The organism is Schaalia georgiae DSM 6843 (genome assembly GCF_000429245.1).
GTDB classification, from domain to species: Bacteria; Actinomycetota; Actinomycetes; order Actinomycetales; family Actinomycetaceae; genus Pauljensenia; species Pauljensenia georgiae.
Map to the genome: position 1 here is coordinate 14,874 of NZ_AUBM01000014.1, position 19,785 is coordinate 34,658.

Consider the following 19,785-nt stretch of genomic DNA (forward strand, 5'->3'; position numbering starts at 1 on the left):
GGCAGGGCGCGCGCCCTGCCGGGGCCGGAGGCGGGCGCGCGGCGCCCGGGGAAGCGGGGGAGACCGGTGGATAAGAGGGACGAGCAGGCGATCGCCGCCGTCAAACTGTACTTCGAGCGCGGTTTGAGCCAGGCGGAGGTGGCCACCGCGATGGGGCTGTCGCGCCCCACCGTGGCCAAACTCCTCCAGCGCGGCAAGGAGGCCGGGTTCGTGACCATCACGATCCACGACCCCCGTGAGACCTCGTCGGAGCTGGCGCGCCGTTTGGAGGAGCGCTTCGGGTTGGCCGAGGCCCGCGTCGTCCATATGGACGTGCCGGGCGGGACCGATCTGCTCGACGAACTCGGGCGCGCCGGGGCGGACTTGGTCGCCGAACTGGTGCACGACGGAATGAGCGTCGGCATCTCCTGGGGGCAGACCATGAGCGCCGTCGCCTCCCACCTGCACCACACCGCGCGCAGCGATGTCACGGTCGTCCAGCTCAAAGGGGGCAGCTCGTACTCCGAGCTCGCCACGAACGACTTCGAGATCATGCGCGCCTTCTGCGACACCCTGAACGCGACGGCCATGTACCTGCCGCTCCCCGCGATCTTCCAGGACGTCAGGACGCTGAACGTCGTCAAACGGGATCCCCATATCGCCAAGATCCTCGAGGCGGGCAGGCAGGCGGACGCCGTGGTCTTCACCGTGGGCTCCATCGGGCGCCAGAGCCTGATCCTCAACCTCGGGCACCTCAACGACCAGGAGGTCGAGGAACTGGTGGAGCGCTCCGCGGGCGACGCCTGCTCCCGTTTCTACACCAGGGAAGGCGCGTGCGCGGTCCCCGCGATCGACAAGAGGACGGCGGGCATCTCCTTGGAGGACCTCGCCTCGCGCCCGATCCGGCTCCTGGTGGCGGGGGGCCAGCACAAGGCCGTCGCGCTGGGCACGGCCCTGCGGATGGGACTGGCGAGCCACCTCGTCACGGACCAGAGACTAGCCACGGCCCTGCTGGAGGAAGACGGCGAGGGGGCCGCCCGGAATCCGGGAGCGGGGCCGGGGACCAGCGTCAGGGCCGGTGTGTGATCCGTCCCCGCGTGGAACATTTGTCAACCCACGGTCTGACATTTCGCTACTTCCTAGGGTAGTATCCAGTAGTGGGGCGATGACGCCCCTCAGTCACATACAGAGTCCGACCCACTCAGGAGTGGAGCACAGATGAAGTCGACAGCCCACATCGATCCGCAGGCCCCCATCGCACCGACCGTCCTGATGCCGGGGGATCCCCTGCGCGCGAAGTTCATCGCCGAGAACTACCTCGAGGACGCGAAGCAGTTCAACTCGGTCCGCAATATGCTCGGTTTCACGGGCACCTACCAGGGGACCCCCGTTTCGGTCATGGGATCGGGCATGGGGATCCCCTCGATCTCCCTGTACGCCTGGGAGCTCATCCACGTCTTCGACTGCAAGCGGCTCATCCGCATCGGCACGTGCGGCGCCCTCCAGGAGGGCATCAACCTCTACGACGTCGTCATCGCCCAGGCCGCCTGCTCCAACTCGGCGTTCATGGACCAGTACAACCTGCCCGGCACCTACGCCCCCATCGGCTCCTACCGCCTCATCGAGGCAGTCCGAGAGCTCGCCAAGAGCAAGGGCGTCACCTCGCACGTGGGCAACATCCTGTCCTCGGACACCTTCTACAACGCCGACCCGACTTTCAACGACCGCTGGAAGAAGATGGGCATCATGGCCATCGAGATGGAGACCGCGGGCCTGTACGCCACGGCCGCCGAGGCGGGCGCCGAGGCGCTCGGCATCTTCACCGTCTCCGACTCCATCGTCACCGGGGCCGTGACCACGCCCGCCGAGCGCCAGACCGCCTTCACCCAGATGATGGAGCTCGCGCTCTCGCTCGCGGGGATCTGAGGGAGACCCCTCGCCCGAACGGATCTGAAAAGGATGGATGTATGAGAAGAACTGACGTGGCGCGCATGATCGACCACACGATCCTCAAACCCGAGGCGACCTCGGCCGATGTCGCCAGAATCGTGGCTGAGGGCTCGGAGCTGGGCACCTACTCGGTGTGCGTCTCCCCCTCGATGCTCCCCCTGAGCGCGCCCCCGGGGCTCAAGGTCGCCTGCGTCGTCGGATTCCCCTCCGGCGCCGTCAAACCGGAGGTCAAAGCCTTCGAGGCCGCGCGCGCGGTCGCGGACGGGGCCGATGAGGTCGACATGGTCATCAACATCGCGCTCGTCAAAGAGGGCAGGGCGGACGAGTTGGAGGCCGAGATCCGGGGGGTCCGCGACGCGGTCCCCGCTCCGGGGGTCCTCAAGGTCATCATCGAGTCCGCCGCCCTCACCGACGAGGAGATCGTCATGGCGTGCGGCGCGGCTGTGCGCGCAGGCGCCGACTTCGTGAAGACCTCCACCGGTTTCCACCCCGCCGGCGGGGCCAGTGCCCACGCTGTCGCGCTCATGCGCGCCACCGTCGGGGACGCCCTGGGCGTCAAGGCCTCGGGAGGCATCCGCGACGCGGCAACCGCGCTCGCGATGATCGAAGCGGGCGCCTCCCGCCTCGGCGTTTCAGCGACCGTCGCCATCCTGGCGGGGCTCGACGACTGAAGGAGGAACAATGGAACTGTTAGACCGCGCCCAGCAGTGGGCCGACCACGATCCCGACGGGCGGACGGCCGCCGCCCTCGCCGCCTCCGTCGCCGCAGCGCGCGGTGGCGACGCCACCGCCCTCGAGGAGGTGGCCGGGGCCATGGCAGGGCCCCTCGAGTTCGGGACCGCCGGCCTGCGCGGCCGGATGGGCCCCGGGGAGTCCCGCATGAACCTCGCGGTCGTGATCCGGGCGACCGCAGGACTGTGCGCTTTCCTCAAGGGCAAGATCGACCGCGCCCCCCGCGTCGTCATCGGCTGCGACGCGCGCCACGGCTCGGTGGACTTCGCCCTGGCCGCCGCCAGGGTCGCCTCGGCGGCCGGGTGCCACGTCCTCAAACTGCCCCCCATGAACCCCACGCCCCTGACCGCGTTCTCCATGCGCCACCTCGACGCTGACGCGGGGATCATGGTCACGGCCTCGCACAATCCGGCCATGGACAACGGCTACAAGGTCTACCTGGGCGGGGCCGTCGTCACCGGCGCCGGGCAGGGCGTCCAGATCGTGCCCCCCTACGACGCCGAGATCGCGGCCGCCATCGCCAGCGCGCCCCCGGCCGACCAGGTCCCACAGGACGACGCCAGGATCGAGGCCGTCGATCCGCGCGACGACTACGTGGCAGCGGCCAGCGCCATGGCCCGCGGTAGCGCTGCCGAGAAGGCCGCCCTCCGTATCACCCTCACCGCTATGCACGGCGTCGGCGCTGCCCTCACCACGCGGGTCCTCGCCGAGGCGGGCTTTCCCGATGTCCGGCTCGTGGCGGAGCAGGCCGAACCGGATCCCGACTTCTCCACGGTCCCCTTCCCGAACCCGGAGGAGCCCGGTGCCCTCGACCTGGCGATGGAACGTGCCCGCGAGGAGGGGTCGGATGTGATCATCGCGGTCGATCCTGACGCGGACCGCTGCGCCGTCGCCGTTCCGGATCCCGGCTCCGCCCGGGGCTGGCGCCAACTCACCGGCGACGAGACGGGCTCGCTGCTGGGCGACTACCTGGCCGAACGCGCCCCACAGGGCGCGGTCCTGGCGAACTCCATCGTCTCCTCCCGCCTGCTCGAGCGGATCGCCGGGGCCCACGGCCTGGACTACAGTCCCGCGCTGACCGGCTTCAAATGGATCGCCCGCGTCCCCGGCCTGTTCTTCGGCTACGAGGAGGCGATCGGCTTCTGCCCCAACCCCGAGCTCGTGCGGGACAAGGACGGGATCGCGACATCCGTCGTCGTCGCCTCCCTCTTCGCTGCCCTGAAGGCCCAGGGGCGCACGGCGGTGGACGAGCTGGAGCGCCTGGCGCGCGCCCACGGCCTCCACATGACGACGCCCCTCACCTTCCGCGTCGACAACCTCGGCCTCATCGCCGAGGGCATGGAGAGGCTGCGGTCTGCGCCGCCGAGCACCCTGGCGGGCTCGCCGGTCGAGTCGGTCATCGACCTGTCGGAGGGCTACCAGGGGCTTCCGGGGACGGACGCGCTCCTGGTGACCACTGAGGCGGGCGACCGCGTCGTCGCCAGGCCCTCGGGCACCGAGCCCAAGCTCAAGTGCTACCTCGAGGTCGTCCTGCCCGTGGAGGACGGCGCGCCCGTCCCCTGGGAAGAGGCGAGGAAGCGCCTCGAGCGCATCAAGGAGGAGTTCGGAGCGGCGATCGGCATCTGAGAGCCGCCTGGCGTGGGCGGGGCCGTCCTTGGGGCGGCCCCGCCCACGTTCTCGCACTCCGGGGGCGCTGCGGCGGAGCGACGGGCACTGCGCCGGGCCCTCCGCCGCCCGATCCGTGTGGACGGCACTCCCTGGCGGAGACGAATTACATCACGGTATAGTTGCGTATATGAGTGACGAGAGCTCCACGTCCAAGGTCCCGCTCCCCTTCTCCCAGCGGCCCGTCGACAAGGCGCCGGGGCACTGGGTGCTCGCCCGCGCCGGGAAGAGGGTGCTGCGCCCGGGCGGGGCCGCCCTGACGCGGTCCATGCTGTCCCGCGCGGGGCTGGCCGGGGCTGATGTCGTCGAGTTCGCCCCCGGGCTGGGCGTCACCGCCGGGTGGATCCTGGAAGGCGGGCCCGCCTCGTACACCGGCGTCGAGCAGGACCCCGACGCTGCCGCACGCGTGAACCGGATCGTCCGGGGAAAGGGGCGCTGCGTGAACGCCGACGCGCGGCGGACCGGGTTGGACGGCGGCTGCGCGGACGTGGTCGTCGGTGAGGCGATGCTCTCCATGCAGTCGGATCGCGCGAAAGCTGAGATCATCTCCGAGGCCGCGCGCCTGCTGCGCCCCGGTGGGCGCTACGCCATCCACGAGCTCGCCCTGGCCCCCGACGACATCGACGAGGCCGTCGCCACCGACCTGCGCAAGGCGCTGGCGCGCGCGATCAACGTCAACGCGAGGCCCAGCACCGTGAAGGCGTGGAAAGAGCACTTGGAGGCCGCGGGCCTGGTCGTCGAGCACGTGGGAACCGCCCCGATGGCCCTGCTGAGCCCGGGGCGCGTCATCGCCGACGAGGGCGTGGGCGGCGCCGCGCGCATAGTCCGGAACCTCGCGCGGGACAAGGACCTGCGCGCACGCGTCCTCACCATGAGGCGCACTTTCAAGAAACACGAGAAGAGCATGCGCGGTGTGGCGATCGTCGCCCGCAAACCCAAGGAGGATGAATGAGCCTGAGCGCGGATTCGAGCACTGATCGGATCGTCCCCGTGATGACCGACCTGCAGGACGTCGCCGCGATGGTGGCCGTCAACGAGGGCGCGACCGTGTCGCGCACCGTCATGCACGCCGAGGGCGTGCGCCTCGTCCTGTTCAGCTTCGACACCGACGAGTACCTCAGCGAGCACACGGCGGCCATGCCGGTCCTGCTCTTCGCGTTGGAGGGGGCGCTGGAGATCGAGGCGGACGGCCGCGTCGTCGTCCTCAAGCCCGGCGATGTCATCCACTTCGGCACGCGCCTGCCCCACGCGGTGCGCGCCCTGGAGCCCTCCAAGCTGGCCCTGTACATGCTGGACAAGCGCGAGAAGCCCCAGCAGTAGCGTGGAACGCGCGTGGAACAACGCGCAGAGGGGTTGAGGGGGCGCGGCCGCGAGGGCGGTGGCGCCCCCCATCGCCACCCGGACGGGCGCGCGGACCGTGCGCCGGCTGTTGGGCAACGGCGGGCACCGGTGCGCTCACCCGTGCGAAGGAGGCGGGGACAGGACCATGTCGGCGTCCATGAGGCCGGCGCGCAGCGCGAGGAGCACCAGTTGCACGCGGTCGCGAGCCCCCGTTTTGGCCAACAGGTGGCCCACGTGGGTCTTCACAGTCGCCATCGACACCCACTGCGCGTCGCAGATCTCCTGATTCGTCAGCCCGCGCGCGATCAGGCGCAGGATCTCGACCTCCTTGCCCGTCAGGCCCGCTCGTTCCAGGATCCCACGGCCGTCAGCAGCGGCATCCGCCGGGATGGGGACCGTGGCCAGGGGAGGGGTGCCCGGAGCGCGCAACGCGCGCAGCAGGGTCGAGGTGGGGCCCGGGGAGATCACCGAGTCACCCGAGTGGACGGTGCGCACTGCGTCGATCAACCCAGGCGGGGGAGTGGTCTTGAGCAGGAACCCCGAGGCGCCCGCGTCGATGCCGCGCAGAACGGAGTCGTCCGTGTTGAAAGTGGTGAGGATGACGATTCTGCTCGCAGTGCCCTCATCGACGAGGCGCCGCGTCGCCTCGATACCGTCCATGACAGGCATCTGCACGTCCATGAGCAGCACATCGACTGGATCACGGCGGGCGCGGGCCAGCGCGTCCTGGCCGTGGACGGCCTGCCAGCGGACGGCGAAGTCCTGCTGGGACGCCAGGATCATCGCCAACCCCTGGGCGAACAGGGGCTCGTCGTCGGCCAGGCCGATGCGGATCGGCGCGCTCACACCCCGGCCTCCATCTCCACGCGCCACACGCCCCCGCGCGGCCCCACCCCGCAGCGCAGCCCCACCCCGTGGGCGCGCGAGGCCATCGAGACCACGCCCAGGCCACCGGTCCGCTCCGACGGGACCCCCGCGATCGGGTTCTCCACCGTCAGCGACACCTGCGGTCCCATGGAGCGCCCGGCGACATTGATCGGCCCAGGTGCTCTGTGGCGCATCGCGTTGGTCAGGGCCTCCCGGCAGTTGCGCACCATGGCGTCCTCCTGTTCGGGTGCCATCGTGGGCGGCGCCGACACGTCGAGATCGAGGCGCACCGGAGCCGCGCACGCCACCACCAGCGCGGACACCCGCTCCCACAGGCCCCCGCCCGCGCCGACGGCGCTCGAGGGCGCTGCGCACCCGTCACCCGGGGTGGTCGTTCCCGCTGCCCCGGGCACCGTACCGGACGAAAGAACCGCGTCCCCGTCCCCGCGCAGCAGGGCGACCATATCGTGCACCTGGTCGACCCCCTCCCGACTGATCCTGGCAATGGTCGCTAGAGCCTCGTCGGCGCGCGCGGGATCAGCCGCGAGGACACAGCGGGCGCCCTCGGCCTGCGCGCTGATGGCGGTGAGGGTGTGCCCCAACAGGTCGTGGAGGTCCCCGGCCAGCCGGTTCCTCTCGTGGGCGACGGCAAGGCGCGCCAGGGTGTGCTGCTGCTCCTCCAGCATCGCCAGGCGTTCGGCGGCCAAGTGTCTGCGGTCCCTGATCGACCTGCTGCGAGCCCCTCCGAGCGCCGCGACCGCGAGAGCCAGCGCGGTGGCCATGCCGAGTACGGCGAAACCCCTCAGGCCGGGGGGCTCGTGGACCCGCACCGCGCGCACCGAGATCACCGCGACCGCTCCGGAGCAGAAGAACACGAGCAAAGCCCACCGCCACGGGGGCGCCAGGCGCGACTGGGTGGTCCACACCGCGACGAGCGCGCCAACCAGTGCCACCAGCGTCAAATCCTCGATGAGCAGCGCGTGGACCACCAGGACCACCCCGATCACGAGCACCGAGGCTAGGGGGAACGCGCGCCTGAAGGCGATGGCCGCTCCGCACAGCACCGCCAGGACGCGGAACACCGCGGCCTCACCTGCGAACGCGGTGACAAGGCCGCTCGAGGACAGGACCGCGACGGACAATCCGAGCAGCGCGTCCGTCCAATGAGGCACGGGGCGCGGCCGCGGCGCGGCCGGGGGGAGAAAAGGGGGAGAGAGCTGCTTCATGGTCCTACCCTAGGTCAGGGCGGCCACCGCACCGTCATACCCTGGTATGAGGACGCCCCGCTTGGAACCATCCCACGGGGCGATGCCGATTGCGCCGCCGCAGGGCACAGTGGGTGCCATGACAGCACACGCACCACTCCGGATGACGCCGCGGACCGCACCCCGGTCCCCCGCATACGACGGCCCCGACCTGGTCGTCGCCACCTCCGATCTGACGAAGTCGTTCGCTGGGCGCACCGTCGTCGACTCCCTCGACCTGCGCGTGCCCACGGGATGCGTCTACGGGTTCCTTGGCCCCAACGGCTCCGGCAAATCCACCACTATGAAGATGCTGCTCGGCCTGCTGCGGCCGACGCGGGGCCGGATCAGTGTCTTCGGCACCCCCCTCACAGGAGCCAACGCGGGCGCAATGATGCCGCGGATCGGGTCCATGATCGAGCGCCCACCCGGCTACGGGCACCTCACGGGCGCCGAGAACATGGCGGTGGTCGCCCGCATGCTGGGGCTGAGCCGGGAGCAGACCGAACGCGCCCTTGCCCTGGTCCGCCTCACCGAGCACAAGAACCGCCTGCAGCGCACCTACTCCCTGGGCATGAAGCAGAGGCTCGGTATTGCGATGGCGCTGGCCCGGGACCCGCGGCTGCTGGTCCTGGACGAGCCGACTAACGGCCTCGACCCCGCCGGGATTGAGGAGATCCGCGAACTGCTTATCCGCCTGGCCTCCGAGGGCGTCTCAGTCATGGTCTCCAGCCACCTCCTGGACGAGATCGACAAGATGGCTTCCGTCCTGGGGATCCTCTCCGCGGGACGCCTCGTGTTCCAGGGGACCCGCGCGGAGCTCTTCGCCCGCTCACTGCCCGACCTCTTCGTCTCGACGCCGCAGGCCCGGGAGGCGCTCGCCCTGGGACTGCCCGGGCGCCCCGTGGCCGGCGGCATCGCGGTCCCCGGCCTCGACCAGGGGGGAGCCGCTCGGATGATCGAGGCACTGGTGCGCCACGGCATCACCCTGTACGAGGTGCGCCGCGTGGACCAGTCCCTCGAGGACGTTTTCATGGCCCTCACCGGAGGGGCGGGGGCGCTGTGATGGGGGCGATGGCACGCAGGATGCTGCTCGTGCGCCTCGAAGCGGCGAAGATGCGCCGCCTCCACACGATTCCCGTTGTCGCCGTCGCGGTCGCCGCGGCGGTCGCGCTGTCGTGCATGAACCTGTTCCGGCCCGAGGCGCCGGTGGTCGGTGCGGATCCGGATGCCTGGCCGTGGGCATCCTTGCTGCTGAATGCCGCCATGATGAACGCCCTGGTTCATCCCGTCCTGGTCGCCGTGATCGCCAGCCGCCAGACCGACATCGAGAACACCGGCGCGGGTTGGACGCTCAACTCAACGACGGGCGTGGGGCCCGGCGCGCTGTGCCGAGCGAAGACCACGCTCCTGGCGGCGGTGATGGCGCTCGCGGTGGCGGCGGAGACAGCGGCGACCATCGGCCTTGCCCGCCTGAGGGGGTACACGGTGCCCCTCGAATGGGGGCAGTGGATCCAGTACGCCGTCCTGCTGTGGCTGGTGGACGGCGTGTTCGTGGGTGCGCACGTGTGGTTGGCGGCGAAATGGGACAACCAGCTCATCTGCGTTGGAGTGGGTCTGCTGGGTGCCTTCACCGCGATGTACATGCTCCTAGCCCCGAGTGCCATCGCCCGCGTGGTCCCCTGGGGGTACTACGCGGTGATCACGAACACGCGACTAGTCGATCGGCAGGCCGGGGGCGTGCGCTACGGGAGCATCGACCTTCCCTGGGTGGTCGGTTTCCTCCTCCTGGCCCTGGCCGTCCTGGCCTGGGCGACCCACCGCATGGATCGTGTTGAAAGGTGAGAACCATGGGCCTCATCGCCGCCGAATTCCTCAAACTCCGCCGCTCTCGGGTGGGCGTTTTCGCCGTCCTGCTGCCCCTGCTGGCCACCGTTGCAGGAGCGGTAAACTACTGGGTGAACAGGGACGCCCTCAACGGTGGGTGGGACTCCCTGGCCAGCCAGGTCACCCTCTTCTACGGACTGATGTTCTTCAACCTGGGCGTGGCGCTCATGGCGGCGTCCGCGTGGCGTCCTGAGCACCGAGACGCCTCGTGGAACATTGTCCTCACCTCGGGGTACCGGCCCTGGGCGGTCGTCCTGGCGAAGTCCGTGGTCCTCGTCGTGCCGGTCGCCGTAGCGCAGGTGGTGCTCCTGGCACTCACCTGGGGCCTGGGCCTCACCATGGGCATGCCCGGGTGGCCGGGAGCGGCGTTCGCGCTGTCGTGCGCGCTCGCCGTCATCGTCGCCGTCCCCCTGGTCCTCGCGCAGTCGCTGCTGTCGATGCTCATGAAGTCGTTCGCGGCGCCCGTCGCCGTGTGCCTGCTGGTCTCCGGCGTCGGCTTCGGCTCGATCGCCGCCTCGACGGGCGCGGTCGGCGCACTGTCCTACGTGCTGCCCCAGGGCCTGGCCTCGCGAGCGCTGTTCCTGGGTTCTACGGCCGTGACGGCCACGGGTGGCCTTTCGCCCCAGTCCGTTGCGCCCCTGCTGGCGGCGTGCGCTGTGCTGAGCACTCTCCTCGTGTGCGCGACGGTCCTCATCGCTCCGCGCCGCACGATCGAGGCACACACCTGACGGGGCGGGGAATCACTGGCCCGCGGGCCGGGGAACGGCGGCGACGGAGGGCGAGCGGCAGGAAGTCTGCGGTGCCCTCCGCCTCCACCAGGGGGCGCCGACCGCCGGGCCTCAGCCCAAGCGCGAGCGCGCCGCGGCCCCCGCCACCCGCCACAGGCCCGCCTCGACGACCAGGCCGCTCACCGCGAGGACGGCGCAGACGGACAGGGCCCCTCGCGGCCACATGAGGGCGGTCGCCGCCAACGCGGTGCCGTGGGACGCCCCCAGGACGCCCCCCGCGAAGAGGACGGGCCACGCCGCGCGGTGCGCGCGCTCCCACTGGGCCGACCCCGCTTCGACGGGCAGGGGCAGGGACAGGCGGCCCGAGGCGCGCCCGGCCCGTGCGCACACCCCGACAACCAGTTCGAATGCTCCGAAGACCGCCAGTCCAGCGCCCACGAGCACGAAGGCCCACTGGGCGGCTGTGTCCATATCAATCCTCCATTCCTAGCCGACGCCCGCGGCGCTCCGCGTCCCGGTAGAGCCGCGGGCGCCGGCACGAGCGGTGCTCACGCCTCGAGAAGCCCCTCCACGGCCCCGTCGAGTTCGGCGATCCACTGGTCGCCGGACGCGTCCGAGGGCATGCGCCAATCCCCGCGCGGGGACAGGGAGCCGCCCGCCATGACCTTCGGCCCGTTGGGCAGAGCGGAGCGCTTGAACTGCTGGGAGAAGAAGCGCCGCAGGAACAGGCGCTCCCACTTGACGATCTCAGCCAGGGAGTAGGCGGTCTTGTCGGCCTCGGGGAAGCCCGCCGGCCAGTCGCCGACCGAAGCGTCCGACCACGCCTTCTCCGCCAGGAACGCGATCTTGGAGGGGCGAGCGCCGCGGCGCAGCACGTGGAAGAGAGTGAAATCCTGGAGGTTGTAGGGCCCGATCTTGTCCTGTGTGGACTGCATCTTCTCGCCCGGCTTTGCGGGCACCAGCTCCGGGGAGATCTCCGTGTCCAGGATCGACAGCAGGACCCCGCCGACCCGCTCGTCGAACTGCTTGGAGGAGACGACCCAGCGGATCAGGTGCTGGATCATGGTCTTGGGGACGCCCGTGTTGACGGCGTAGTGGCTCATCTGGTCGCCCACGCCGTAGGTGCACCAGCCCAGCGCCAGCTCGGACAGGTCGCCTGTGCCCAGTACGATGCCGCCCAGGTGGTTGGCCAGGCGGAAGAGGTAGTCGGTTCGCAGGCCGGCCTGCACGTTCTCGAAGGTCACGTCGTAGGCGGCCTCGCCCGCGCCGTAGGGGTGGCCGATGTCGGCCAGCATCTGGCTCGCCGCCGGAGTGATGTCGATCTCCTGGAAGGACGTGCCCAGGTATTCGCACAGCAGGGTCGCGTTCCTCTTCGTGCGCTCGCTCGTGGCGAAGCCGGGCAGCGTGTAACACAGGACGTCCGTGCGCGGCCGCCCCAGCAGGTCCATCGCGCGCGCCGCAACCACCAGGGCGTGCGTTGAGTCAAGCCCCCCCGACACGCCGATGATCACCTTCGGGCTGCCGATCGCGCGCAGGCGCTGCACGAGGCCCGCGACCTGGATGTTGTAGGCCTCGTAGCAGTCCTGCTCGAGGCGCGCCGGATCGTCGGGCACGAAGGGGAAACGGTCGACCGGCCGCTGGAGCCCCAGGTCCGTGCGCGGCGGGTTGAGCGTGAAGTGGACGCGCTGCGGCGCAGCCCCCGCCTCCTCGGTGAAGACGCGCGCGGCGTTGTCGGCGAAGGAGTTCTGGCGCGTGCGCTCAGTGCGCAGGCGCTCCAGGTCCACGTCGGCCACCGTCATGTGGGCGCCCTCCTGGAAGCGCTCGCCGACGGCCAGGCGGTCCCCGGCCTCGTAGACCATGGTCTGGCCGTCCCAGGCCAGGTCGGTGCTGGATTCGCCAGGACCCGCCGCGGTGTAGACGTAGGCCGCCGAACAGCGCGCGGACGAAGAGCGCACGAGCAGTTCGCGGTCCGCGCCGCGCCCCACGGTGATGGGCGAGGCCGACAGGTTCGCCAGCACCGTCGCGCCCGCGAGCGCCAATTCGGCGCCGGGAGTGACGGGAACCCACATGTCCTCGCAGATCTCGACGCCGACGGTCAGGCCGGGCACGTCGTCGGCGCTCAGCAGCACCTGGCCGAAGGGGATCCACGCTGTCGAGCCCGTGAACTCGTCGATCCCGCCCCAGGGGGCCTCGACGCGCTCGCACGCGCGCGGCGGCATCGTCACGAAGTGGCGCTTCTCGTAGAACTCGCGGTAGTTGGGCAGGTAGGACTTCGGGATGATGGCCAGGGCGCGCCCCCGGTGGATGGCGACCGCGCAGTTGTACAAGGAGTTTCCCTTGCGCAGGGGGGCCCCGACGATGAGGAGGGGCAGCAGGTCGGCGCTGGCCTCGACGATCGAGGCCAGGGCGTCCTCGGTGCGGTCCAGGAGCACGTCCTGCAGGAGCAGATCGTCGATCGCGTAGCCGGAGACGCTCAGCTCGGGGAAGACCGCCAACGCGACGCCGCGCTCGGATAGGCCGCGTGCGGCGTCAATGATCTCGCGCGCGTTCTCGGCGGGGCGGGCCGGATGAACGGGCAGGGTGACGGCGGCGACGCGGGCGAAGCCCTGGTCGTAGAGGGAATGGAAGTTCATGGTTCTCCTTCAGTGCTCGCCCTATTGTCGCGCATTCGACCGGGGAGGGGGTTCGTCGGCGGGACCGGCGCCGGTCCGGTCGGCCGCCGCAGGGGCGGGTCCAGGACGAAGGCCGTTTCGTCGACGCCGGGGGCGAGGCGGTACAGGGCGGCCGGACGCCCCGCGCCCTCGTGGGCCGTCCTCCCGGTCGCTTCTATGAAGGACGCCGTCTTGGTCGCCTTGCGGTGGAAGTTGCGCGGGTCCAGGGGTGCGCCCCAGATCGCCTCGTAGGCGGTGCGGAGCTGCGTGATCGTGAACTCGGGGCCGCAGAAGGACGTGGCCAAGGGGGAGTACTCGATCTTGGAGCGGGCGCGCTCGGCCCCGTCGGCCAGGATGGTCGCGTGGTCGAAGGCGAGGGGCGAGTCGGGCGCCAGTAGCGCGTCGACGGGGCGCCAGTGGGCGCCGGAGGCGTCGCCTCCCGGGCGCACGGGGGAGAAGCGGGGGGCGAGGAGCAGGTGGGCGACGGAGAGGACGGGGCCCCTGGGGTCGCGGCCCAGGGGGCCGTAGGAGAAGAGCTGTTCGAGGTGGCCGGGGGGAGTGATGCCGGTTTCCTCCTCGAGTTCGCGCTCGGCCGCCTGGAGGGTTTGCTCGCCCTCGCGCACGAAACCGCCCGGCAGTGCGGGCCGCCCCCGATAGGGGTCGATGCCCCTTGTCACGACGAGGCAGTGCAGAGCGCGGTCGATGACCGTCAGGGCGACGACGTCGACCGCGATCGGGAAGGCGAACGGGGTGGTCATGCTGTTATCCTACCCCATTCGCGTCGAGTTGACATTAAGTCGGCGGAGAATTATCGTCGGCATGACATAAACAAGTGGGATGCCACCCGGACAAGGAGAACATCATGGGAACCCTCCACCACCACCCCCTCGTCGTCCGCTACCAGGGCGGCGCCGGCGACCACGTCATCCAGATCCGCGCCGGGCGCACCATCCGGTCCGGCGTCGGGCAGTCCTTCTGGTTGCGCGCCGGAAGGAGCGCGCTCGCCGAAGTGCCCATCGCGGACCGCGCCCACAGCTTCCTCGTCCAGACCCCCTCCGCCGACCAGCAGAACGTCAACGCGCAGGTGTCCATCACCTACCGGATCGAGGACCCCGAAGCCGCCGCCAAGCACTACGACTTCGGGCTCTACCCCCGCGGCGCCTCCGCCGACGCGCAGGGCCTGTGGCAGATCGACGAACTGGTCACCCGGCTCGCCTCCTCCTCCCTGGCCTCGGTGATCGCGGCGATGCCCCTGTCGGAGGCCATCTCCGGCTCTCTCGACGAGGTCGGCGCCGCCCTCGTCCTCGCATTCGAGCGCGACGAACAGCTGCGCGCCACCGGCGTGAGCGTCGTCGACGCGCGCCTGATGTCCCTGCGCCCCGATGAGGGCGTCGAATCCTCCCTGCGCGCCCCGCTCCTCGAACGGCTCCAGGCCGAGGCCGACCGCGCCCTGTACGAGCGCCGGGCCCTCGCGGTCGAGCGCGAGTCCCAGATCTCCGAGAACGAGTTGCAATCCAAGCTCGACCTGGCTCGCAAACGCGCTGACCTGGTCGACCAGGAGGGGCGCAACAGTCGGCGCGAGGCCGAGGAGAAGGCCGCCGCCGACGCGATCGCCGTCGAGGCCGAAGCGCGGCGCATCGAGACCCTGGCCAAGGCCAACGAGGACGACTGGAAGCGCGTCGGCGGCGCCAAGATCGCCAACGAGGCGGCCTACGTCCGCGCCCTGGCCGAAGCCGGGCCCGACGTGGTGCGCGCTTTCGCCCTCAAGGAGATGGCCCATAACATGCCCTCCATCGGGTCGGTGACCATCACCCCCGACATGCTCACCGATGTCCTCTCCGCCTTCGCAGGCTCCGCCAAGCGGGGCGAGTAGCATGCGGCGTCGGGCAGTCGTCGTCCATCGCCCCACCGAGTACGACGAGCTCATGGACCGCTATTCGACGAGGGGGCAGGTCGAGTTCGTCCTGCGCTCGCGCGGGCGCGCCCTCGAAGAGGTCGAGCGCGCCCACGAGGCGCACGTGGGCGCCCTGGCCCGCGTGCGGGCAGGGATCCCGCAGGAGTGGGCGAGCGCCGACGTGGAACGCGACTCCCTGTCGCGCTTCCTCTTCGCCCCAGAGGACGTCATCGTCGTCGTCGGCCCGGACGGGCTGGTCGCCAACACCGCCAAGTACCTCAGCGGCCAGGTCGTAGTCGGGGTCAACTCCGCGCCCGAATCGAACGCCGGCGTGCTCGTGCGCTGCACGCCCGACCAGGGGGCCGCCGCGTGCCGCCGCCTCGACGAGGGGGAACGGGTGGGCGTCGACCATCTGACGATGGTGAGTGCGACGGTCGATGATTCCCGTTCGCTGACCGCCCTCAACGAGGTGTTCATCGGGCATCCCAGCCACCAGAGCGCCCGGTACGAGCTGGCGCTGCCCGGGCGCGCCGAGAGGCAGTCCTCCTCCGGTGTCGTCGTCAGCACCGGGACGGGGGCAACCGGCTGGGGCGCTTCCCTCAAGCGCGGACGCGGCATGGGGGACCTGCCCGGACCGACCTCCCAGTCGCTCGCGTGGTTCGTGCGCGAGGCGTGGCCCTCCCCGTGCACGGGAACCGAGTGCACCGAGGGGATCTTGGGGGAGGGGGAGGAACTGGGCCTGAGCGTCGCCTCCGAGTCCCTGGTCCTCTTCGGCGATGGCATGGAGGCGGACCGGCTCGTCCTCACTTGGGGGCAGACGGTGCGGGTCCGCCGCGCGCCGCGCGCCCTGGCGCTCGTCGAACCCGCGGCGCACGAGGGCGGAGTTTAATGGGAGCTCGATGCCTTCGCGTGGACCAACCGCAGTTTCGCCAGGTTCTCCTCAGTCATTCCATGGCTGTGTGTGTCGAACAGAGGGCGCTGTTCGCGGAACAAGTCGATGTTGTGCACGTTGTCCAAACTCCTCTGATGGAACTGCAGAGTCGACTCGTACGTGATCTTCCCACGCATCCGTTCTAACAGGGCTTTTGGAATCCAGTCGAAGTCACGCGTCTCGGTCAACTGGCGCTCGCACGCGCGCGCCACCATGCCCGCAACCCAGTCCGCGAACTGGATGTTAGTGGACAGGCGCGAGTCGATGTACGCGGGAGCCTCGATCGCGCGCGACATCTCAGGATGGTCGCTGACGCGGGAGTAGATATGGGCATAACTCCTGCTGACCTGCTGGAACCTCTGGGCCTCGTTGATCATATCCTGGAAGATCATGAGGTTGTCACCTTCGTGCTCCGCGTATCTGCACAGTCGATTGATGGACTCGCGCAGGCAGTTTAGCGTCCGTTGCTCGTACTTCTCCCTCCGTTCGGCGTCGGTCAGTTTCGGCCACACCTGTCCGGGCGTGCCAAGGGGCTTCTCACGGAGGAAGTAGAACACCCGTCCGTGCATGCTGTCGAGCGTTGGTAGCAATGAGCGGATCGCGCGCACTTCCCGTTGGCGGTCCCTCCGCCACGCCCCCTTGCTGAACGCCTCGGAACCTTTGCGCTCCCATTGGGGGTTGTAGTCCGCGTGGGAGGCGTCCCCGTGCAGGTAGGCGTGGATTTCCTTCTTGACATCGGCCACGTGGCGCGAGAAGCCCCTGACGGAGTCCGCTGGGAGGATGAAACCCGCGTATCCGAACGCCGGCGATGTGTTGTACCGCTTATGGGTCTTCGAGACGTATGCGCCAGCCTCGCCGACCTCATCGATGTAGGCGATGAGCACGGCCACTCCTTATAAGTCTCGTGAAACGCAAGAACCCACGCTGCACGAGGTGTGAGCGCGGGTCTGCGAATTGGCACTCTGCGAGGACAAGCTCGCCGTTACCAGGCATAATTCTATGCCTTTCGTTGGTGGAAGTCAACGGGTCCTTGGTCCGCCCGGAGGCATTGGCCGGGGCCCGATCAAGGGCCCCGGCCCCGCCGCCGGGGAGGGATCAGGCGAAGGCAAGGGCCTGGCGCGCGATGGCCAGCTCCTCGTTGGTCGGGAAGACGACCAGCTTCACGGTCGAGTTCGGCGCCGAGATGACGCGCGGCTCGCCGCTGGGCGCCTTGTTCGCCTCGACATCGATCTTGACGCCGAAGGGGGAGAGCGCCTCGGCCAGCTCACGGCGCACGTTCATGTCGTTCTCGCCGATGCCGGCCGTGAAGGTGATGACATCCAAGCCGCCCAGCTCCGCCGTGTAGGAGCCCACGTACTTCACCAGGCGGTTGATGTAGATGTCCATCGCGGTGCGGGCGCGTTTCTGGGTCACGGGATCGTCGTCATTGTTGATCATCGCCCGCACACTGCGCATGTCGGACTCCCCCGTCATGCCCTTCATGCCGGACTTCTTGTTGAAGAGCGTGTCGACCTCCTCGACGCTCATCCCCGCCACGCGCTCCAAGTGGAAGACCACGGCGGGGTCGATGTCGCCCGTGCGGGTCCCCATCACGAGTCCCTCCAGGGGAGTCAGGCCCATGGAGGTGTCGATCGGCTTGCCGCAGCGGACTGCGGACGCGGAGGCGCCGTTGCCCAGGTGCAGCACAATCTGCTTGAGGTCGTCGCGCCCCAGCATCTTCGCGATCTCCTGGGAGACGAACTGGTGGGAGGTGCCGTGGGCGCCGTAGCGGCGCACCGAGTACTTCTCCGCGGTCTCCGTCTCCAGGGCGTAAAGGGCGCTCCGGTCGGGCAGCTGCTGGAAGAACGCGGTGTCGAAGACCGCGACGTGCGGGACGTCGGAGATGAGGCCGCGCGCCACGTCGATGCCCTTGAGGTGGGCGGGGTTGTGCAACGGGGCCAGCGGGCACAGCTGCTCGATCAGGTCGCGGACCTCGTCGGTGATCAGCGCCGGGCCGTCGAAATGGCGGCCGCCCTGGACGATGCGGTGGCCGACGGCGACGATGTGCGCTTCGGCCAGAGTCGGGCCCTTCGTGTCGAAGAGGCGCAGGACCTCGCGCATGCCGACGGTGTGGTCGGGGACGGGCATCTTCTCCTCTGTCACTGCCTCGCCGTGGACGTGCGTGATGAGGCCCATGGGGTCGCCGATGCGCTCGACGAGGCCCTTCGCCAGGGCATCGCCGGTCTCGGGATCCACCAGTTGGTACTTGATGGAGGAGGAGCCGGAATTGATAACGAGGACGGTCTGAGAGGGCATGCGCCTGCCTTTCGGATTTCGTATTGATGGATCGGGGTGCACCCGGGCCCCTCGCTCAGCCGTCGCGGAGGGGCCCCGGGCTCAGCCCTGCGCCTGGACGGCGGTCAGGGCGACAGTGTTGACGATGTCCTCGACCAGGGCGCCGCGCGACAGGTCGTTGACGGGCTTGTTCAGGCCCTGCAGGACGGGGCCGACTGCGACGGCGCCGGAGGAGCGCTGGACGGCCTTGTAGCCGATGTTGCCCGCCTCCAGGGAGGGGAAGACGAAGACAGTGGCCCTGCCGGCGACCTCGGAACCGGGCAACTTCTTCTCGGCGACGGCACTGTCGACGGCGGCATCGAACTGGATGGGGCCCTCGATGGCCAGCTCCGGGGCCTTCTCGCGGGCGAGGCGGGTGGCCTCGACGACCGCGTCCACGTCCGGGCCCGAGCCCGACGAGCCCGTCGAGTAGGACAGCATCGCGACGCGGGGCGCCACGCCGAACTGGGCGGCCGTGCGCGCCGAGGTGACGGCGATGTCGGCCAGCTGCTCGGGAGTGGGGTTGGGGTTGACGGCGCAGTCACCGAACGCCCACACGCGGTCCTTCATCAGCATCAGGAAGATCGAGGAGACGACGGACACGCCGGGGGCGGTCTTGATGATCTGGAAGGAGGGGACGATCGTGTGGGCGGTCGTGTGGGCCGCGCCCGAGACCATGCCGTCCGCGTCGCCCATGTGGACCATCATCGTGCCGAAGTAGGACACGTCGGCGACCTTGTCGCGGGCCTGCTCCAGTGTGACGCCCTTCTTGGCGCGCAGCCGCGCGAACTCCTCGGCGTAGCGCTCCAAGTACGCGGGGTCGCCCGTGGAGACGACCTGGGCGGCGCCGAGGTCCAGGCCGAGCTCCCCCGCCCGCTTGGCCACGTAGTCGGCGTCCCCGACGAAGGTGATGTCGGCGATGCCGCTGGCGAGGACCTGGGCCGCTGCCCGCAGGACGCGGTCGTCGTCGGGCTCGGGCAGGACGATGCGCTTGCGGTCGGCGCGGGCGCGCTCGACGAGGTCCGCCTGGAACGCCAGGGGCGTCACCGCGCTGGGGGCGGGGGCGGAGACCAGGGCGGCCAGCCCCTCCCCGTCCACGGGCAGGGGGAGGACGGGCACGGGGGAGTCGATGCGCCCGACGAGGGCAGCGGGGAGGGCGAGTGCCATGACGACGGCCTGGTGGTCGGCCGCCCGGGAGACGGCGGTCACCGCTTCCTGTGCCAGCAGTTCGGCGCCGACGCCCTCCGTGTCGGGGGCCAGGACCACGCCGGCGCCCACCGAGGCGGCCAGGGAGAAGTCCCAGCCCAGCGCGTCGAAGGAGCGGTTCGTGCAGGCGGAGGAGGATTCGATGAGCACCACATCGGCCGTTCGCTCCCTGACCGCGCCGACCGCGTCCGGCAGTGCGGAGGGGACGCCGACGGCCGCGCTGTCCGCGTCAGTTCCGGCGAAGGCCGGGACGCGCGCGACCGAGGCGCTGGCCCCGAACGCGGTGGCGAGTTGGTCCAGCACGAGGGCCGCCGCCTCGTGGGAACCGGATCCTACGACGATGTAGCGGGAAGTCACACAAATCTCCTTCAATGGGTGTGGGCGTACGTAATGCACG

Annotated in this window: 19 protein-coding genes; 11 read left to right on the top strand and 8 right to left on the bottom strand. The window is 70.1% G+C overall.

Features of this window, described 5'->3' with window-relative positions; genetic code table 11:
* Window positions 1-66 precede the first annotated feature (66 nt).
* From G447_RS11325 to G447_RS0107805, 6 genes are all read left to right on the top strand, one after another.
* Window positions 67-1,065: a sugar-binding transcriptional regulator gene (locus G447_RS11325; RefSeq protein WP_005867172.1), complete on the top strand. Its 999-nt coding sequence runs from the start codon at window positions 67-69 to the stop codon at window positions 1,063-1,065.
* Between the two features lie 132 nt (window positions 1,066-1,197).
* Window positions 1,198-1,905 carry a purine-nucleoside phosphorylase gene (deoD, locus tag G447_RS0107785; protein WP_005867156.1) on the top strand — a complete coding sequence of 236 codons (708 nt, stop codon included), beginning with the start codon at window positions 1,198-1,200 and terminating at the stop codon, window positions 1,903-1,905.
* A 41-nt stretch (window positions 1,906-1,946) separates the two neighbouring features.
* Complete coding sequence (gene deoC / locus G447_RS0107790) at window positions 1,947-2,600, top strand: deoxyribose-phosphate aldolase (protein ID WP_026430641.1); 654 nt, start codon at window positions 1,947-1,949, stop codon at window positions 2,598-2,600.
* Window positions 2,601-2,610: 10 nt separating this feature from the next.
* Entirely contained in the window at window positions 2,611-4,287 is a 1,677-nt protein-coding gene (locus G447_RS0107795; protein ID WP_026430642.1) for a phospho-sugar mutase, read from the top strand.
* 169 nt (window positions 4,288-4,456) lie between these two features.
* Window positions 4,457-5,278: a class I SAM-dependent methyltransferase gene (locus G447_RS0107800; RefSeq protein WP_026430643.1), complete on the top strand. Its 822-nt coding sequence runs from the start codon at window positions 4,457-4,459 to the stop codon at window positions 5,276-5,278.
* Window positions 5,275-5,646 (top strand): cupin domain-containing protein, encoded by a 372-nt coding sequence (locus tag G447_RS0107805; RefSeq protein WP_026430644.1) that lies wholly within the window; start codon window positions 5,275-5,277, stop codon window positions 5,644-5,646. Before G447_RS0107800 ends, G447_RS0107805 begins: the two co-directional genes overlap by 4 nt.
* Before the next feature lie 135 nt (window positions 5,647-5,781).
* Here the strand turns inward: G447_RS0107805 and G447_RS0107810 are convergent, their stop codons facing one another.
* Complete coding sequence (locus G447_RS0107810) at window positions 5,782-6,513, bottom strand: response regulator (RefSeq protein ID WP_026430645.1); 732 nt, start codon at window positions 6,511-6,513, stop codon at window positions 5,782-5,784.
* Window positions 6,510-7,706, bottom strand: a complete 1,197-nt coding sequence (locus tag G447_RS11750; RefSeq protein ID WP_165577608.1) for a sensor histidine kinase — start codon at window positions 7,704-7,706, stop codon at window positions 6,510-6,512. The genes G447_RS0107810 and G447_RS11750 overlap by 4 nt, the downstream gene beginning before the upstream one ends.
* Before the next feature lie 172 nt (window positions 7,707-7,878).
* Here G447_RS11750 and G447_RS0107820 point away from each other — a divergent pair, with 172 nt between their 5' ends.
* The 3 genes from G447_RS0107820 to G447_RS0107830 are packed head-to-tail and all read left to right on the top strand — an operon-like array spanning window position 7,879 to window position 10,393.
* Window positions 7,879-8,844, top strand: a complete 966-nt coding sequence (locus G447_RS0107820; protein ID WP_005867185.1) for an ABC transporter ATP-binding protein — start codon at window positions 7,879-7,881, stop codon at window positions 8,842-8,844.
* Between the two features lie 8 nt (window positions 8,845-8,852).
* A complete protein-coding gene (locus G447_RS0107825) occupies window positions 8,853-9,623 on the top strand; it encodes an ABC transporter permease (protein ID WP_034476754.1) in 771 nt (256 codons plus the stop codon).
* Between the two features lie 5 nt (window positions 9,624-9,628).
* Window positions 9,629-10,393 carry an ABC transporter permease gene (locus G447_RS0107830; protein ID WP_026430648.1) on the top strand — a complete coding sequence of 255 codons (765 nt, stop codon included), beginning with the start codon at window positions 9,629-9,631 and terminating at the stop codon, window positions 10,391-10,393.
* A gap of 111 nt (window positions 10,394-10,504) precedes the next feature.
* Here the strand turns inward: G447_RS0107830 and G447_RS0107835 are convergent, their stop codons facing one another.
* The 3 genes from G447_RS0107835 to G447_RS0107845 all read right to left on the bottom strand — a co-directional run bounded on the left by G447_RS0107835 (window position 10,505) and on the right by G447_RS0107845 (window position 13,802).
* The gene (locus G447_RS0107835) at window positions 10,505-10,864 is read right to left on the bottom strand and encodes a hypothetical protein (protein ID WP_026430649.1); all 360 of its coding nucleotides are present in this window, start codon (window positions 10,862-10,864) and stop codon (window positions 10,505-10,507) included.
* 77 nt (window positions 10,865-10,941) lie between these two features.
* Window positions 10,942-13,026: an NAD(+) synthase gene (locus G447_RS0107840; RefSeq protein WP_026430650.1), complete on the bottom strand. Its 2,085-nt coding sequence runs from the start codon at window positions 13,024-13,026 to the stop codon at window positions 10,942-10,944.
* Window positions 13,023-13,802, bottom strand: coding sequence for an NUDIX hydrolase (locus tag G447_RS0107845; RefSeq protein ID WP_026430651.1), 780 nt, complete (start codon window positions 13,800-13,802; stop codon window positions 13,023-13,025). Before G447_RS0107845 ends, G447_RS0107840 begins: the two co-directional genes overlap by 4 nt.
* Window positions 13,803-13,906: 104 nt before the next feature.
* Between G447_RS0107845 and G447_RS0107850 the strand changes: the two genes are divergently transcribed.
* On the top strand, window positions 13,907-14,917 hold the full coding sequence (locus G447_RS0107850; RefSeq protein ID WP_026430652.1) for an SPFH domain-containing protein: 1,011 nt from the start codon (window positions 13,907-13,909) through the stop codon (window positions 14,915-14,917).
* 1 nt (window position 14,918) lies between these two features.
* The gene (locus G447_RS0107855) at window positions 14,919-15,827 is read left to right on the top strand and encodes a diacylglycerol kinase catalytic domain-containing protein (RefSeq protein WP_026430653.1); all 909 of its coding nucleotides are present in this window, start codon (window positions 14,919-14,921) and stop codon (window positions 15,825-15,827) included.
* Here the strand turns inward: G447_RS0107855 and G447_RS0107860 are convergent.
* The 3 genes from G447_RS0107860 to pta form a co-directional block, all read right to left on the bottom strand.
* The gene (locus tag G447_RS0107860) at window positions 15,824-16,753 is read right to left on the bottom strand and encodes a DUF3800 domain-containing protein (RefSeq protein ID WP_005869851.1); all 930 of its coding nucleotides are present in this window, start codon (window positions 16,751-16,753) and stop codon (window positions 15,824-15,826) included. The two genes, G447_RS0107855 and G447_RS0107860, sit on opposite strands and share 4 nt — an antisense overlap.
* Before the next feature lie 211 nt (window positions 16,754-16,964).
* Window positions 16,965-18,164 carry an acetate/propionate family kinase gene (locus G447_RS0107865; protein ID WP_026430654.1) on the bottom strand — a complete coding sequence of 400 codons (1,200 nt, stop codon included), beginning with the start codon at window positions 18,162-18,164 and terminating at the stop codon, window positions 16,965-16,967.
* 81 nt (window positions 18,165-18,245) lie between these two features.
* A complete protein-coding gene (gene pta / locus G447_RS0107870; RefSeq protein WP_026430655.1) occupies window positions 18,246-19,745 on the bottom strand; it encodes a phosphate acetyltransferase in 1,500 nt (499 codons plus the stop codon).
* Window positions 19,746-19,785: the final 40 nt, after the last annotated feature.